This is a genomic window from Brasilonema angustatum, assembly GCF_059505445.1.
Genome location: NZ_JCACKO010000132.1, coordinates 55,356 through 71,970, shown reverse-complemented (window position 1 = coordinate 71,970; position 16,615 = coordinate 55,356). Strand labels below are relative to the sequence as shown.

9 protein-coding genes and 2 pseudogenes are annotated in these 16,615 nt (G+C 43.9%); 7 read left to right on the top strand and 4 right to left on the bottom strand.

What is annotated here, in order from left to right; genetic code table 11:
- Positions 1-750 (bottom strand): DUF561 domain-containing protein, encoded by a 750-nt coding sequence (locus AC5JM2_RS23010; RefSeq protein WP_495837142.1) that lies wholly within the window; start codon positions 748-750, stop codon positions 1-3.
- Positions 751-906: 156 nt separating this feature from the next.
- Here AC5JM2_RS23010 and AC5JM2_RS23005 point away from each other — a divergent pair, with 156 nt between their 5' ends.
- On the top strand, positions 907-1,644 hold the full coding sequence (locus AC5JM2_RS23005) for a hypothetical protein (protein WP_495837141.1): 738 nt from the start codon (positions 907-909) through the stop codon (positions 1,642-1,644).
- 10 nt (positions 1,645-1,654) lie between these two features.
- Here the strand turns inward: AC5JM2_RS23005 and AC5JM2_RS23000 are convergent, their stop codons facing one another.
- Both AC5JM2_RS23000 and AC5JM2_RS22995 read right to left on the bottom strand, forming a co-directional pair.
- Entirely contained in the window at positions 1,655-3,652 is a 1,998-nt protein-coding gene (locus tag AC5JM2_RS23000; protein WP_495837230.1) for a protein kinase domain-containing protein, read from the bottom strand.
- 176 nt (positions 3,653-3,828) lie between these two features.
- Positions 3,829-4,320: pseudogene (locus tag AC5JM2_RS22995) on the bottom strand (PIN domain-containing protein).
- Between the two features lie 1,095 nt (positions 4,321-5,415).
- On the opposite strand from AC5JM2_RS22995, the gene AC5JM2_RS22990 reads away from it, so the two are divergent.
- The 6 genes from AC5JM2_RS22990 (at position 5,416) to AC5JM2_RS22965 (ending at position 15,739) form a co-directional block, all read left to right on the top strand.
- On the top strand, positions 5,416-6,279 hold the full coding sequence (locus tag AC5JM2_RS22990) for a Tab2/Atab2 family RNA-binding protein (RefSeq protein WP_495837140.1): 864 nt from the start codon (positions 5,416-5,418) through the stop codon (positions 6,277-6,279).
- 174 nt (positions 6,280-6,453) lie between these two features.
- Entirely contained in the window at positions 6,454-7,767 is a 1,314-nt protein-coding gene (locus tag AC5JM2_RS22985; protein WP_495837139.1) for a TldD/PmbA family protein, read from the top strand.
- Positions 7,768-8,073: 306 nt separating this feature from the next.
- Entirely contained in the window at positions 8,074-10,806 is a 2,733-nt protein-coding gene (locus AC5JM2_RS22980; RefSeq protein ID WP_495837138.1) for a chloride channel protein, read from the top strand.
- Between the two features lie 144 nt (positions 10,807-10,950).
- Positions 10,951-11,139, top strand: coding sequence for a hypothetical protein (locus AC5JM2_RS22975; protein ID WP_495837137.1), 189 nt, complete (start codon positions 10,951-10,953; stop codon positions 11,137-11,139).
- A gap of 494 nt (positions 11,140-11,633) precedes the next feature.
- Entirely contained in the window at positions 11,634-12,152 is a 519-nt protein-coding gene (locus AC5JM2_RS22970; protein WP_495837136.1) for a COP23 domain-containing protein, read from the top strand.
- A 392-nt stretch (positions 12,153-12,544) separates the two neighbouring features.
- Entirely contained in the window at positions 12,545-15,739 is a 3,195-nt protein-coding gene (locus AC5JM2_RS22965) for a tetratricopeptide repeat protein (protein ID WP_495837135.1), read from the top strand.
- Between the two features lie 656 nt (positions 15,740-16,395).
- Here the strand turns inward: AC5JM2_RS22965 and AC5JM2_RS22960 are convergent.
- A pseudogene (locus AC5JM2_RS22960) lies at positions 16,396-16,615 on the bottom strand (hypothetical protein); the annotation flags it as partial.

The following is a 16,615-nucleotide window of genomic DNA, read 5'->3' as shown; positions in this document are numbered from 1 at the left end:
CTACGCGATCGCACCAAAAGTGCTGACAGTTCCCAACGCTTCCACCAAACCACGTACAGCAGCAATCATGGCGACTTCGCTGTTGAGTTGGTTGATAGCAGAACCAACACCAACACCCGCTGCACCAGCAGCAACAGCCAGAGGTGCTGTGACGCTGGAAATACCAGAAGCACACAACACTGGAACTGACACCGCACGAGAAATTTCATAAGCTGCTGCTAAAGTAGGAGCAGCTTTTTCAACGAGTCCCAAAGTTCCAGGGTGAGTTGGGTTGCTACTGGTTCCACCTTCGGTTTGGATGATATCTGCGCCAGCTTTTACCAGATCCTCTGCCAACTGTACCTGCTGATCTAGTGTCAAAATATGGGGAACAGTCACAGAAAGGGTGATTTCAGGAAGGAGAACGCGGGTTTGGTGAGTTAGTGCTAAAACTTCCTCAGCCTCGAATTTGCGTCCTTGAGCATAAAAAGAATCAAAATTACCAATTTCAATCAAATCTGCACCTGCTGCAACAGCTTGGACAAATTTCTCTGGTTCGACTGCGGACACACAAACAGGTAAATCTGTCAACTCTTTTGCCATTTGTACCAAAGCAGAATCGGCGGCGATATCAACAAAAGTTGCACCACCGTGATGGGCTGCTTTGACAATTGCTCGCACTGTATCGCGATCAAAGTTATTCAAGCCACTGATAACTTTGAGAGCGCGGCGGTTGGCAAATGCACTTTGGAGGGTAGGATGCATTATCATATTTCGTCTTTGGAAGCTTGGAAAATTAGGTTTATTCTACCGCCTCCGCGATAATAAGTAATTCAAAATTCATTTAATTGAAATTATATTTGTCCTTAGTAATAACTTTTGTCATCTATTGATATAGTCAAAAGGGAGGCGAGTTATGAATTATAGGTGGTGCATCAAATTAAATCAACCCGCATACTGATTGCACAATGGCTCTCAACATCTTGGATGCAGAGTTTGATCATTCTCGTTACCATCACACTTGTCGGTACTCCTTTTCCTGTAATTGCATCCAAAGAGAACTTAAATGCCAGCAATGAACCTGAACCCCTTCAAACTGAGATTACGCAAAAAGATCTCAAAATTATTGAGCAGTTAGTTGTCATTGCCCAGCGCAACTCTGCTCAAGTACAGGAGACAAAAGCTGAAATGGGACTGAGTGCTTTTTCGGACGTTGTGAGCGTAGAATTATCGCCGTCTCAAACGACAACAAATTTAACCTTACCTGAGGTTTCATCTGTCAGCGAGCACAGTTTTTCCCTCACCGTCACAATCGATCCGATTAAGCTTCTGAGGAGCATTAAAAAACTACCTATCATAGAGGCTCGTTGGAATGAAGCCAAGCTCCAAAAACGAGTGGCGATCATAAAAAACTATGTTGCATATCTCCAAGCACATCAAGCCTCGAAAATTGCCGCTTACCGAATGCAAAAGCTGAGTGCGAATCGTCTCAATTCCCAAACAACCTCTGGTGGGAGCGTTAATGATCTTGAAAATCCTGACTATGTCACAGCCGCAACTCAAATGCTGAGTACGAGTACAAGCGAACAAGTAGCATTAGAAGAACTAGCAGCTAGTGTCGGTTTATCCTTGCAAACAACGATCGCCATTATCAATGGTCGATAGCTATTATGAGTTAAGGAACTGGCCAAATCTTGATAGTTTTGTCCTTACCACCACTCACCAAAGTTTTGCCATCTGGACTGAAAGCGACAGCAAAAACTTCGCTTGTATGTGCGCCAAAGGAGGTTATTTCCTCTCCTGTACTCAGATTCCAGATTTTAACTATACCGTCATCGCTACCACTAGCAATTGTTTTGCCATCTGGGTTGAAAGCGATCGCACTCACATCAGCTGCATACTCTCGAAAAGTACGTATTTCTCTTCCTGTATTGAAATTCCATACTTTAACAGTTTTATCATCGCTGCCACTCACTAACAATTGACCATCCGGGCTAATGGCAAGGGCATTCACATCACCTTCATGACCTTTGAGGGTGAGTATAACTTTTCCTGTATTCAGATTCCACACTTTGATAGTTCTGTCTGCACTGGCGCTAACTAGCTTCTGATTGTCCGGACTAATGGCGACAGACAGAACTTCTCTTGTATGCCCCGTCAGAGTGCGGATTTCCTGCCCCGTCTTAGAGTTCCAGACTTTGATTGTATTATCATAACTACCACTGGCAATTTTTTCACCATCTGGGCTGATAGCAACAGAATTAATCAGACCGGAATGTCCTTTAAGAGTGCGAATTTCCTGCCCCGTCTTCAAATTCCAGACTTTGATTGTGTTATCCTGACTACCACTGACAAGAGTTTGACCATTCCGGCTAATTGCGACACAATAAATAATACCTTTATGTCCCTTAAGAGTGCGAATTTCTTTTCTTCTGTTGAAGTTCCAAAGTTTGATCGTTTTGTCATCACTGCCACTAGCAAGAGTAGTACCTTTAGGGTTGAATGCTAAAGAATTAACTTCACCTGAATGTCCAGTTAGGACTGAAGTTCGCCCAAACAGTTGGCAGTAAGAAATAATTCCAATTAACGCAAAAAGTGTAATAAAACATCCTATTAGCAGAGATTTATTCCACTGAGTTCTTGGTTGAAGAATAGTGCTTGGAACAGTGGGAAAAACTGATGACTGTAAGGAAATTGCTGAAGGCGATAAGCCGGAGGCTTGACGCCCCGTGTATCGCGTTGCAGTCATATTTGCTGGAATGACTTCTGGTTGTTGCTTTTGACGTAAGTCTTGCAAAACTTCATCAGCGGACTGGTAACGAGGCTCAATATCTTTTTGTAATAACTTGTCTAACACCTGATCCAGTTTTGGAGATATGCCAGACTTGAGATATTGCCGCCAATGCATCACCCAACCATAGCCATGTTCCATGTAAAGCCCAGATGGGTGAATTCCTGTTAATAGATGAAAGCAAGTTACACCTAAACTAAACAAATCGCTTGCTGGATATGCACTGCCATACTTCATTTGTTCAATTGGTGCATAGCCATAGGAACCAATAACTGTACCCGTATGCTCTAAAGAAGTTACTGTTAACTGCTTGGCAACACCAAAATCAATTAGCACTAAATCTTTTCTACCATCTTCGGAGGAACGACGAATAATATTTTCTGGTTTTATATCCCGATGAATAACTTGATGTTCGTGAACAAATTTGAGCACAGGTAAGAGTTCATTCAACAGTTCCCAAATTTTTTCCTCACCGAACAGTCCCTGTTGTCTCAACTCCTCTCGCAAAGTTTGCCCTTGGATAAACTGCTGCACCAAATACAAGTAGTTATCATCTTTAAAGTAGGCATACAAAGTTGGAATCTGTGGATGTTCTCCAAGTTGTTGCAGACGCCGCGCTTCTTGTTGAAAGAGTTCTGTTGCTTTATGCAGGGCGCTGGTTCCTTGGACTTGCGGTGCGAGTTGCTTGACAACACAATGCTCATTCAGTTTGTCTTCATCTTCTGTCAAAAAAGTTCTGCCAAATCCCCCCCCTCCCAATGGTTGGATAATGCGATAGCGGTTTCGCAACTGAGGTATCAATTGTATACCGCAACTTTGGCAGAAATATGCACCATCTGGATTTTGGGGCTTCTCGCAACTGGGGTTGAGACAGTAGATCATAGTTAGGCGTCGCTCAGCCGTTGTCATCTACTATAATCCCTTCAAACGTCTGAATCGCCAATTTTGTTAAGTTTTGCTATGCAGAACTTTAGCTAGTGGTAGTGATGGCGCGACAATCCAAATATGATGCTTGTCTGAGTAGTCATTTTTTTGGTGGAATGGTTCACATCTGTTGCCTACTTAATTAATTCTCCCGCTTGTCGTAAGACTTGTTCATAAAGAGTGCGATTCACCCAGTATTGAGCGCTATCAATCATAGCATCGAGCAAGGGTTGAACTTGTGTAATCATCTCTCTATTTTTTGCCAATAAAAGAACACCTAAAGTACCAATTACTTATAATCCCAAACTTTGAGCAACTTGGCGTGCTTCACGTTCATCCAACCAAATTCGCCGTTCACCAATTTCTAGTACTAAAGCAATTGCTTCACGTTCACCGTTATCTAATTCTGGCGGTATGTTGGATGCTACAGTTGAAACTGAACGAACTTGCAACCACTTAGAACCAATTGCTTGCAACACAAATTCTGATCCTGGAAATCCTCTAACTGTTGTTTCATCATAGACGGCTTGGGGAATAACAATTTGGACAAATGCAGTCTCCAAAATATCAAGGCGATTAATAGCTGCAAAATTTATCAATGGCGTAGCATTACAAACAACCGTCACAATTTCTAAAAACCTGCTTTAATTATCTCAATATCATGAGCTAAATCTGCTTCATTGTAATGACGTTCAATTTTGTTTTGCCCTAAAGGCTTAAACCTTTTCTCTCCCTGCTAAAAGCCCCCTGCTCACCAGAAGGCGACTTCGGTTGCCCTGTTCGTTCTAGAGCGGGGAGGAATTGTCGCCTTGTCGCCTTAGTCATTAGTTATTGGTCATTAGTCATTAGTATGATTAAATACGAAAAATCATGTAGCGCAGCGGTTCCTCTTAGGAACTAAAACTACTAAGACTCGCGACTAAGGACTAATGAGTTCGATTTCCCCCCGGCTTTTTATGAAATTAAACGGAGTGAAAATTTCATAGCCGGGGGATGAGTTAAGCCAGGTGCTACAACGGGGGGAACCCCAACGCCCTATGGCTAACGCCACGCCTTACGGTGAGTCCAGCGCTGCGGGAGGGTCTCCCTCCGCAGGCGACTGGCGTTAGCGAAGCGGAACCGAAGGTTCTCCCCGGAGGGCTATCGGGGAAAACCTGAGTCCTATGGCTAACGCCACGGCTGCGCCTAACGGGCACGGCCCCGTGCCGAACGGTTCCGCTAGCCCCTAAGGGGGCCGGAGCTAACGCGCTCCGCCACATGCCTAGGTTGGGAGACCTACTAGGCATGTGGCGTCCGCGCTGCCTCACCGCAACGCACTGGCTCCCTGCCTTATTTCAACGATAATTATTTACGCCGACCTACTTAATCTCATCTGTTTGAATCGCCAATTTTGTTAAGTTTTGCTATCTCAGAGTGCGATCTGCCTTTGGCAGCAAGCTAGCGCCGATAGGCGTAGCCGTGCCGCAGGCATAGGGCGCGCTACGCAAACGCTTATCGCTCATTCGTAAAATGTTATATTAATTACAAGACTATCCTACATAGCCCAGCACATTTATGGATTTAGTCACGGATGAAAATTTTCTCATCTTCTCCCTGCTCCCTTCTCCTTTCTCCTCCACTCCCTCACTTATTCCCCTGATCTCCCTTTGACTTGTCCCAAGGTTACCTGTACCCTCGTATGATGAAAATATAAGAAAGTAGCCAAATCATAACGGCATCACATGGGCAGTATTTGGGAACTTGATTTTTACTCGCGTCCGATTCTGGACGAAAATCAGAAAAAGGTTTGGGAAGTTTTGGTATGCGAAACTCCTTTGGAAACCCGAACGAAAATTGATTCTATCTTTCGCTTTGCGAAATATTGCCCCAGCACTGAGGTGAATTCAGTGTGGCTGCGGACTGCGTTGGAAGAAGCAATTAGCCAAGCAGGAAAAACACCAATAAGAATACGCTTTTTCCGCCGCCAAATGAACAATATGATTACCAAAGCTTGCAAAGATTTAGGTATTTCCGCTCAGCCAAGTCGCCGCACTTTGCTGCTTAACCAATGGCTAGAACAGCGGATGGAAGAAGTTTATCCTCAAGAACCGGGCTATCAAGCTGGAACAAATCCATCTGTGCGCCTAGATAACCCTTTACCCCAACGCTTACCAGACGCTTTGGAAGGAAAGCAGTGGATATTTGTTACTTTACAACAATCGGAATTTACGGGAATGCACGAGTGGGAAATAGGTTTTGGTGAAGCTTTTCCCTTTGAATTGGCGCAAATTTCCCCTGAAACTCCTATTCCTGGTATTTTGATATTCTCACCAAGAGCATTGCCAATCGCAGGTTGGATCTCCGGTTTAGAGTTAGCCTGGTTGAAATTAGATGATAAGGAAGAGCCGAGATTGCTTTTAGAAACCGGTGCAACTGAAAGCTGGATTTTGGCAAATCTCAAAAACTCTCAAACACTAGCAGAAGCCAAAAGCTTTGAAGAAGCAAAGCAAAAAGCTAATGGGGTGCATTTTATCGCAGTACAGTCCAATCCTCAAGAAGAATCTTTTGCGGGGTTTTGGCTGTTGCAAGAGGTCAATGTGCCGTAAATTTGATAAAGGCACCGCCAAGCCCTTGGCTGTAGCGGGAGTCAACTTACAAACTTTTTAGATGGATAAAGGTTGGTGGGGAGTGGTTAATTGTTAGTCATCAACAATTGATAACTAACAACTAACAACCATCCATTTCCTATTGCCAATTTCCAAGTCCACAGCCAAGAAAATATGGTGTATAAAGAATTACCAAATAATTTTCTGGTGGAACAACTGCTGGAACTCTCGATAAAATCGGGTGCGGAAGCAGCTGAGGTCTATCAGTCAAAATCGCTGTCTCGACCTGTGTTTTTTGAGGCAAATCGCCTCAAGCAGTTGGAAACTAGCCAATCTGAAGGCACAGCACTGCGGCTGTGGCGCAATGGATGTCCCGGATTAGCCGTGGCTTACGGCCCTGTGCAACCGCAAGCATTGGTGGAACGTGCTTTAGCCTTAAGTCAACTCAATCAACCTGAAGCAGTGGAATTAAACGGTGATTCTAAGCCTTCTTACCCAAACCTGGGTGAAGATGTACCCATAGAAAAGTTGGTCGAGTGGGGCAAACAAGCGATCGCCATCATCCGCGACGCATATCCAGATGTTATTTGTACAAGTGAGTGGGAATGTGATGTTGAAACCACCAGACTTGTCAACACCAAAGGTTTAGATTGCCATTATAGCGACACAACCCTGAGTTGCTATGTAGAAGCAGAGTGGGTACGAGGTGACGACTTTTTGAGCGTTTCTGATGGTCAAACCAAAAGAGGTAACCTTCAGCCAGACAGAGTTGCTCACCAAATTTTACAGCGGTTGGCTTGGGCAAAAGAAAATGTTACATCTCCCAACGGTCGCGTTCCAGTTTTGTTTACTTCTAAAGCTGCTGATATGCTTTGGGGAACTGTACAAGCAGCTTTAAATGGCAAGCGAGTCTTGGAAAAAGCTTCTCCCTGGGTAGAACGCATTGGTACACCAGTGATGTCACCAATTCTCACCCTCTACCAAGATCCCTACGCAGGACCTTATAGTTGCCCATTTGATGATGAAGGTACCCCAACCCAATCTTTAGTATTTATCCAAGATGGTGTGTTGCAGCATTTTTACTGCGATCGCACCACCGGACGCCAGTTAAACATGGCTTCCACAGGTAATGGTTTTCGCCCCGGTTTAGGCAGTTATCCTACTCCTGGTTTATTTAATTTCCTCATCCAGCCTGGAGATGAATCGCTACAACAATTGATTCAATATCTGGATGATGGCTTAATCGTAGATCAAATCCTGGGAAGTAACGGCGGCATTTCTGGTGACTTTTCCATCAACGTTGATTTGGGATATCGTGTCCAAAATGGTCACATTATTGGGCGCGTCAAAGATACGATGGTGGCTGGAAACGTCTATACAGTTCTTAAACAACTAGTTAAACTGGGTGACGATGCTGACTGGAACGGTTCTTGTTACACTCCATCTTTATTAGTAGAAGGGTTATCTAGCACTGGGAAGCAAAATTGAAAAAAAATTTCGTGACGACTTCTTGATTCAAGTGATAACCTTGATAGGTTTGTTGCAAAAATCTGGTTTTAGGAGATTTGGAATCACAGATGGGCACAGATGTACACAGATAATTTATCTATGTGCATTTGCGGTTTCATATTTATATAGGACTTACACACGCGCCACTAAAAACAGTGGGTTGCGATTGCTTCCCAGAGGTTGGAATGACTATGGTTAGGTTGTTCGTGGGTAAGTCCTGTGATATTTATTTTTGAATTTTGAACGTTAGCGGAGCGTGCCGCAGGCAGCGAATTTTGAATTAATATGTTACCTCTTGTGATCACTCAGAGCTTTCGCACTTTGTGGCAGCCTAGAAGAGGTTTAGCGATCGCAGAAGCATCGGTTATCGGGGTCGTCGCTGCTCTATCAGCTGTATTCTTTAAATTTAGCGTCGGATGGTTAGGAGCATGGCGAGTTCATTCTTCCTACTTATTTCCAGCGTGGCTTGTCTTACCACTCGTTGGTGTTTGCTTTGGATTTTTGGCTGGGTTACTCGTGGAGAGATTGGCACCAGAGGCGGTTGGTGGTGGAATTCCACAAGTCAAAGCCTCTCTTGGGAATGCACCAGTTAGACTGTCATGGCGTGTGGCAGCTGTAAAGTTATTGAGTTCTATTATCGCCTTGGGGTCGGGTTTGACATTAGGGCGGCAAGGTCCTACTGTTCATATTGGGGCGGCTTTGGCGGCGGGGATGAGTCGTTGGGTTCCTACCTCCCCAGATCATCGACGACAGATGATCGCCGCTGGTGCAGGTGCTGGGTTGTCAGCAGCTTTCAATGCCCCGATTGCGGGCATGATATTTGTTGTCGAGGAATTACTTCAAGATTTATCGGGATTAACTTTAGGAACTGCCATTATTGCCTCGTTCATTGGTGGCGTCGTCTCACGGCTGTTGGGCGGTGGTAGGCTACAACTTCATCTAGCAGCAAGTCATTACTCCACCACCTTCTCAGTCACAGAAATTCCCTTTTACCTGATTTTAGGAGTCCTAGCGGGGTTACTAGCTGCATTATTTAATCGTGGATTGATTGCAAGTCAAGGAATTTACCGTAATTTACACATCAGCTTGCCGTTACGAGTGGCATTAGCTGGGTTTATTTCCGGTGTAGTGGTTGCTTTCCTACCACCTTCTTTCCGGAATAATAGTGAGTTACGGCAGTTTGTAATCACTGGTGAAGTTGATCCTTCCATCGTAGCGCTTGCCTTTGTCGCTCAGTTTATCCTTACCTTGGTCGCATTTGGCTCAGGAGCGCCAGGAGGATTATTTGCTCCTAGTCTAATCTTAGGTTCTTGTTTAGGATACATTATTGGTGTCTTCCAGCACTACGCTTTGGGAGAGGGTAACCCCACAACTTATGCACTGGCAGGAATGGGTGCCTTTTTTAGTGGTGTTTCTAAAGTGCCATTTACGGCTATTGTGATTGTGTTTGAGATCACCACAGATTTCAATCTGGTGCTACCTTTGATGATTGGCTCTGTGACATCGTACTTAGTTGCCGAAAAGATTGTGCCTGGGTCATTGTATGACAAACTTTTAGAACTAAGTGGCATCACTATCCAAAAACAAGCTCCTATTGAAGGACTACTGACGAAAGTACAAGCAACAGATGTGATGCAAAGACGGGTAGAAACTCTAGAAGTAGAAACGTCTCTGGATGAAACAGTAGAGGCTTTTTCACGTTCTCATCATCGAGGTTTTCCGATAGTGGAAGAAGGGAAACTAGTAGGAATTGTGACACAAAGTGATGTATTAAAAATACGCGATCGCAACCTTCCAAAAGATGCGAGTCTCACCGAAATAATGACTAGCAATCCTTTAACAGTCACTCCCACGCATAGCCTCAGCGATGTGCTGTATTTATTAGATCGCTATCAAATTAGTCGCTTACCAGTTGTCGAGGGGCGTAGATTGATTGGGATCATTACCCGTGCAGATATTATTCGCGCAGAAGCAAACCATATTAATTGTGAAAACAAGCAATCTAAGTCGCGATCAGAACCTTCTTATGTTGTTTATCAAACGCGTTCTCCGAGTACTGGTAGAGGAAGAATATTAGTACCGATAGCCAATCCGGAAACAGTCGTGACACTACTGGAGATGGCAGCAGCTATTGCTCGCGATCGCCATTATGAAATAGAGTGCATACAAATTATGCCTATCTCCCGCCACAGTTCCCCAACAGAAACACCAGTCAGAACAACGAAAAGTCGTCGCTTGCTAAGATTGGCAGAAGCTTTGGGCAAAAAGCGCAAAATTCCCGTGCATACGCAAATTCGGGTTGCTCATGATCCAGCCCAGGCAATTTTAGAGACAATTAAAGAAAGACACATCGATTTGCTTTTGATGGGGTGGAAAGGTAGCACTTCCACTCCTGGTCGTATTTTTGGGGATGTTGTAGACACTATCATTCGTCGTGCCAGTTGCGATGTGGTACTAGTGAAGTTGGGACAAGACAATTCTAAATCGCGAAAAACACTTAACGAACCAAAGGATCTGATTCCAAATTCCAAACTTCTGACTCCCAATTCAGCACTCAACAACCCCAATCACCAAGAAAACCTCCCCACGCCCCAAACTCCTCAATACTCCTTTAACCGTTGGCTTGTTCCAATGGCTGGTGGTCCTAATGCGTCGGTAGCGATTAAATTATTACCTGCTTTAGTCACATTGGGAAATGACCCAAAAGTTCGCCTCACTAGGGTATTCAAGCCATCAGAAATAGAACCAGATATGAGAATTTTGGAAGAAGCTATTCGCCAACTGATTCGTCGCCGCAAATTGAATAGTACTGTATTCGCTTCAGCCGTTAAATCTGACTCAGTTGCTAAAGGTGTGATTAATTTGGTCAAACAAGAACAATACGATGTTGTTATTTTAGGTGCTTCGCGTGAAGGGATGCTGCAACACGCAATTACAGGTAATATTCCAGAGGCGATCGCTTCTGGTGTTGATAGTACAGTTATTTTGGTCAGGGGGGCGTTAACCGCTTCACCCTGAAACTAGATCATTTTGCACCGTTTTTTCCATCCCCGTTAAAGGAAGATTTTAGGAGAAATCTTTCCCGATTAGTTCAGTCAACAAAGATCTGTAAAAATTTTCACAGCCGTTATACCAATTCTGTATGAACATGCGCCCAATTATATGAGGAACGAACCGCGTAGACGCGCAGCGGCTTCCCGCAGGGTAGGGCGCAAAGCACACAAAGAAAGAAGAAGTCAAGAAAATTTGGCGCATCCTTACAAAGAAATGGTATTAGGGGCAGAGGTAATGGAAAGAGAATCTGCACCAGCTATGCTTTGCCATCTGGTGGATTTTTATTTCTCTGGCTAGTTGAGGTTGCCAGTGCTATAGGACTCGTATTTGATTTTTGACGAAGCTAGGTACACTTTTATTGCTTCTTAAGCGTTAAGCGTCTCTACTTTGTGATTCACCCTAGTGGGAACGGCCACGCCTTACGGCTATCGGGTTCGCCCTTCGGGTTCGCAGTCGCCTCTGTCGGGAGACCCTCCTGCAGCGCTGTCTCACCAGATGCCTCTGTCGGGAAACCCTCCTGCAGCACTGGTCTCACCAAATCAAACCGGATTCCTATATAAGTTAATGAAATTGGATGGCGATGTTACAAAAAATGTATCTTTCTTGACAATTTATCTGGTAAAAAAATCTTGGGAAATTTGAATCCTCTGAAAATTAAGTATTAAAATAAAAATGCCGTAATTAATACTAACTAACAATATTTGTTCATACCCTTGGAGAAGCTCACGATTGATTGATTGCAAGCATGTAGTTAATATCACTTCTTCGTTATTAGGAACAAGAGCACTACCATGAAGGCCAAATTATTTGCAAATATGCTAGCTGCCAGTGCGATCGCACTTGGCAATTTTACTACTATAATTCACCCTACCTATGCTCAAGTTAATACATACTTTTGTGGTGTAAATAGGGATGGCGTACCAACAACATACGCTCGCAACGCCCTAGGAAGAAAAATTCCACTCATTAGCTGGCAAAGAAATTGGAATAATAAATTTTCCCAAAGAGCACGTTGTGAGGCTGTTTCTGCGAGATTTCAAAGTGCTTCTGTTGACGGTGTGCTAAACTATCTCACAACTGGAACCATGAATGGTCAAAAGGTTTTATGTGCCGCCAGTCGATATGGTGGAACTTGTAGCTATTTGTTACTCACACTCAGAGCAAGTGACGATGCAAGCCAAGTGATTGAAAATCTCAGACAAATGGGTTACACAGCTAGTGGTCCGATTGTTCAATCTGATGATGAATCTCATCAAACCTATATTGATATGAATCAATTACTCAGGGAGGAGCGCAGTGACGCTGAGTAAGGTATCCTAGTTTGAATACGTCTAACTTTCGCGGTTCACCCTTAGTGAGATAGCAAAATCAAAACAGTGGTCAATCAATTTTGGATTTAGGATTTTAGATTTTGGATTAACTCCACCCTAAAAGTGCAGAGCTTGGAGCGGAGCGAAACAAAACCTAGATTTTTAAATTTACGATTTTGGATTAATTCCGTCAAAGATGGACGGGGCTTGTACCGAAAATCAACGCCAGAACAAGCGTGTTAGCGTAGCGTCTCCGCTACTGAGAGGGAAACAAGGACTATGGCACAAAGTGCCACGCTATGCGCTTGCTGTATTGGCTCCCCAATTTAAAATCTAAAATTTAAAATCTAAAATTGTTTCGGTCAGATTTCCCTATAAATAAATTGACATTAATGGGATATGAGCAAATGAATTGTCGGTTACTGGCTTTGGTTGTCTGGATGGGCACGTTATGGATGCTACCAGTACAAAGTCTTCCTCTAAATATTTCTAGTGCCAAACTATTTGCTCAGCAGCAAGCCTCACAATTGTCACAAGAGCAATTGCGGAAACTAGCTCAATCTATTACTGTCAAAATTATTTCTGGGAACAATGGCGGTTCTGGGATTTTGATTCAGAAGGAAGGTCAACTGTATACAGTTCTCACCAGTCGGCACGTTCTGGAAACAGGCAAACAACATCTAATCTATACATCCGATGGTCGAAATTATCCGGCACAGTTGCTCAAGGATGTTAATTATGATAACAAAGACTTGAGTGTATTACAGTTTCGTGCACCAGGAAACTATGCCGTAGCCTCCTTAGGAAATTCCTCAACATTACAAGAAGGCGATCAAGTGTTAGCTGCAGGGTTTCCTTTTGAAGAGAATTCATCTGTGTCGAGGCAGATGATTACAACAAGTGGGCGTGTTTCCCTGTTGCTAGAACGCCCTTTGAAAGGGGGATACCGGATTGGATACACCAATGAAATTGAAAAGGGTATGAGCGGCGGACCGGTATTAAATAATGAAGGTAAGGTTATTGGTGTCAATGGTATTCATGCTCAACCTCTGTGGGGTGATCCTTATATGTATGAGGATGGATCTCAACCTAATGACGCCTTACGTGAACGGATGAAACGCTCAAGTTGGGGAGTCCCCATTGAAACATTAGCGCAGTTCGACCCCCCAATTATTCCACCGGAAATCCCTCAAGCAAGAAATACACTTAAACAAGCAGCACCAAACTCGACGCCCTTGGTAGCAAGTCTGGTGGACAAAATTGCCCAAGAAATTACGGTGTTAATTACTTGGGAAAGCAGTCATGGCTCGGGAGTGATTGTTAATAAGCAAGGTAACACATATTACGTCCTCACCGCTGGTCATGTCGTGCGAAACAAGAACAACTTGAAAATTGTTACCCCAGATAATCAGCAGTATTCAGTCAACACAACGGGGGTGAAAACCTGGGAAGGGACAGATTTAGCTTTGTTGCAATTCACCAGCAACCAAACTTACCAAGTGGCGACTCTGGCTGATTATGACTTGGAAAATGAAGACAGAATCGTTTTTGTGTCTGGAATGCCGACATCAGATGATCTAACCACACAACCAAAACGTCAGTTTAGTGCTGGCTTGCTTTATGGTGGGGGAATAGATCGGGCTAAGGATTCTCGTTCTTTTGCTTTTGGTTATGAATTGGTTTATACTAACTCAACCGATAAAGGTATGAGTGGTAGCCCAGTGTTAGATAGTTTGGGTCGAGTCATTGGGATTCATACAGCAGCAGAAGGTGAACCAACTTTAATTAAACAAAGAACTGGTGAGGCACGGGAAATTCAACTTGGTTATAGTTTGGGTGTACCTATTCGTACCTTTTTGGCATTGGTACAACAAGACAAGTTGGAACTCAATCTAAAAAAACACACGACTTTGCCACCGCGATTGAGCGCCCCACAACAAGATGCAATTATCACATCTGCTCTGAATGTAGCATCACCGAAAGACAATTCGGATGAATTTGAGTGGCTCAGTTATGGAAATAAATTGTTGCGATCGCAAAAGTATGAAAAAGCAGTAGATGCTTTTGACAAAGCGATCAAAATCAAGCCAGACTTTTATCAAGCTTGGTATGCACGTGGAAGGGCACAACGTTTACAGCAAAAATATAAAGACGCACTGGAATCTTTCAACAAAGCAAGAGCGTATAATCGAACATATGACCCAGCTTGGCGTGAACTTGGCGATACGCTTTTTGCCTTGAATCGATACGAAGAAGCACGCCAAGCTTTGGAAAAAGTGATTTCACTCAAGCCAGATGAGTTCATGGCTTATCGAGGACTATGTAGTGTTTTGGGTGAATTAGGAAATTACTCAAAAGCGATTAAGGCTTGCGATCAAGCGATTAAAATTAATCCTCAGCCTTTGCAGTATATTCTTCGGGGTGAAACTTTAACTACTATTGGAGACACCACCCAAGCAATTAAAGATTTTAACGAAGCTTTGCGGCTTCAACCTGATAATCCCTTTGCATATCGACGACGCGGTATCGCCAAGTCTAATGAAGAAAATTATCAAGGAGCACTTGAGGATTTAAATAAGGCTATCACTCTTCAAGCTGATAATGGCTATGCCTACGTTGATCGGGGGATAGTTTACGCCATGATGGGAAACCGCAAAGCATTCATCAAAGATTTCGAGACAGCACTGCGGCTTGAGCCTGACTCAGCAGCTATTTATAATAAGCGCGGTATTGCGCATTCTATTTTACAAGATGACAAGGGTGCTATTGAAGATTACACCTCAGCGATTCGCTTTGCTCCGGAATCAGCTTATATTTATTACAAAAAGCTGGGCGATGTCCGCACTGTTCAAAAAGACTACAAAACAGCAATGGAAAACTATAGCGGATCTATACGCTTAGAACCTAACTATGCCCCCGCTTATGTTGGTCGAGGAATTGTCAATGCTATGATGGGTTCCCAACAGGGATTTACACAGGATTTCGACACCGCTTTGCGACTCCAGCCTGATAACGCCTGGTTTTATAGTGAACGAGGAAAGGCTCGATTTATCCTCAAAGATCAACAGGGAGCAATTGGAGATTACAACAAAGCCATCAGTCTTTTTCCTCAGTTGGCACATCTATACTATACGTTGCGGGGTAACGCGCGACAGGAACAGAAAGACTATACTGGAGCGATCGCAGATTACAACGAAGCAATTCGCCTCAAACCAGATTTTGCCTTAGCTTACAACAATCGGGGTTTGGTGCGTGTGCAACAAGAAGATAAGATCGGGGACTTCGCCCCAGCAAATCAATCTATTCGCCTCAACTCCAACACACCTACGGTTTTATACATCAATCCAGAGTCTTTGCAGAAGACACAAAATGCCAAAGACTATGAGAAGGCGATCGCCGATTTTACACAAGCCATTCGCCTCAAACCAGACCTTGCCTTAGCTTACAACAACCGGGGTTTGGCGCGTTTGCAAGAGAAAGACGACAAAGGAGCGATGGAGGATTTCAAGCAAGCCATGCGTCTCAGCCCGGATCTTGCGGAAGCTTATAATAAAGGAGATTTTGCACGTCTGATTCAGAAGAATTAGATAGAATTGACGATCCCGCTCACATTTTTGGTTTCGAGAGCAGCACCTTATAGTTGCAGTTTCAGTACGCAAGTTGTGTCCCAAATGTAGCATGCGTTCCATGCCATTTCCGCGCCCGTGAAATGCTTCACAACCGCGTTCATTCTACAAGCGAAGCAAAATCTTCATAGTCGTGGAAGTGTCAATCAATTTTGGATTTAGAATTTTATATTTTGGATTAACTCCACCCTAAAAGTGCTCTGCTTGGAACGGAGCGAAACGAAGCCTAGATTTTTAAATTTACGATTTTGGATTAATTCCGTCAAAGATGGACGGGGCTTGTACCGAAAATCAACGCCCTTCGGGTTCGCCAGTCGCCTACGGAGGGAGACCCTCCTGCAGCGCTGGTCTCACCAAGTACCTCTTTTGGGAAACAAGGACTATGGCACAAAGTGCCACGCTACGCGCTTGCTGTATTGGCTCCCCAATTTAAAATCTAAAATTTAAAATCTAAAATTGTTTCGGTCAAAAATCATTTACTCTCTTACCTGTGTAAAATTACTGATGTCATTTCTGTACTGGGTGTACCTGGTGCTGCCTAAACGGTAATCTACCCTACGGGTTCTCCTACGGAGTACGGGCACCGAAAGGAGTAGAACTGGTATTGGCTTCCTGCACTAATCGGTTTCACTGCGAATTTGTCCCGCTTGTTTGGCAGACTCCCGCATCTCCTTCAAAATCTCCTCTTGCTCCAGTTGAGCCAGTCGCGCTTGTTCAGCAGCTAGTCGCGCTTGTTCAGCAGCCTGCCTGATTTCTTCTGTAGCTAATCGCGCTTGTTCATTAGCCTGCCTGATTTCTTCTGTAGCTAATCGCGCTTGTTCATTAGCCTGCCTGATT

Bases quoted from the DNA above. Each gene is read 5' to 3' on its own strand.
- AC5JM2_RS23010 (WP_495837142.1), bottom strand. From the start codon at position 750: ATGATAATGCATCCTACCCTCCAAAGTGCATTTGCCAACCGCCGCGCT.
- AC5JM2_RS23000 (WP_495837230.1), bottom strand. From the start codon at position 3,652: ATGATCTACTGTCTCAACCCCAGTTGCGAGAAGCCCCAAAATCCAGAT.
- AC5JM2_RS22990 (WP_495837140.1), top strand. From the start codon at position 5,416: ATGGGCAGTATTTGGGAACTTGATTTTTACTCGCGTCCGATTCTGGAC.
- AC5JM2_RS22985 (WP_495837139.1), top strand. From the start codon at position 6,454: ATGGTGTATAAAGAATTACCAAATAATTTTCTGGTGGAACAACTGCTG.
- AC5JM2_RS22980 (WP_495837138.1), top strand. From the start codon at position 8,074: ATGTTACCTCTTGTGATCACTCAGAGCTTTCGCACTTTGTGGCAGCCT.
- AC5JM2_RS22975 (WP_495837137.1), top strand. From the start codon at position 10,951: ATGAGGAACGAACCGCGTAGACGCGCAGCGGCTTCCCGCAGGGTAGGG.
- AC5JM2_RS22970 (WP_495837136.1), top strand. From the start codon at position 11,634: ATGAAGGCCAAATTATTTGCAAATATGCTAGCTGCCAGTGCGATCGCA.
- AC5JM2_RS22965 (WP_495837135.1), top strand. From the start codon at position 12,545: ATGGGATATGAGCAAATGAATTGTCGGTTACTGGCTTTGGTTGTCTGG.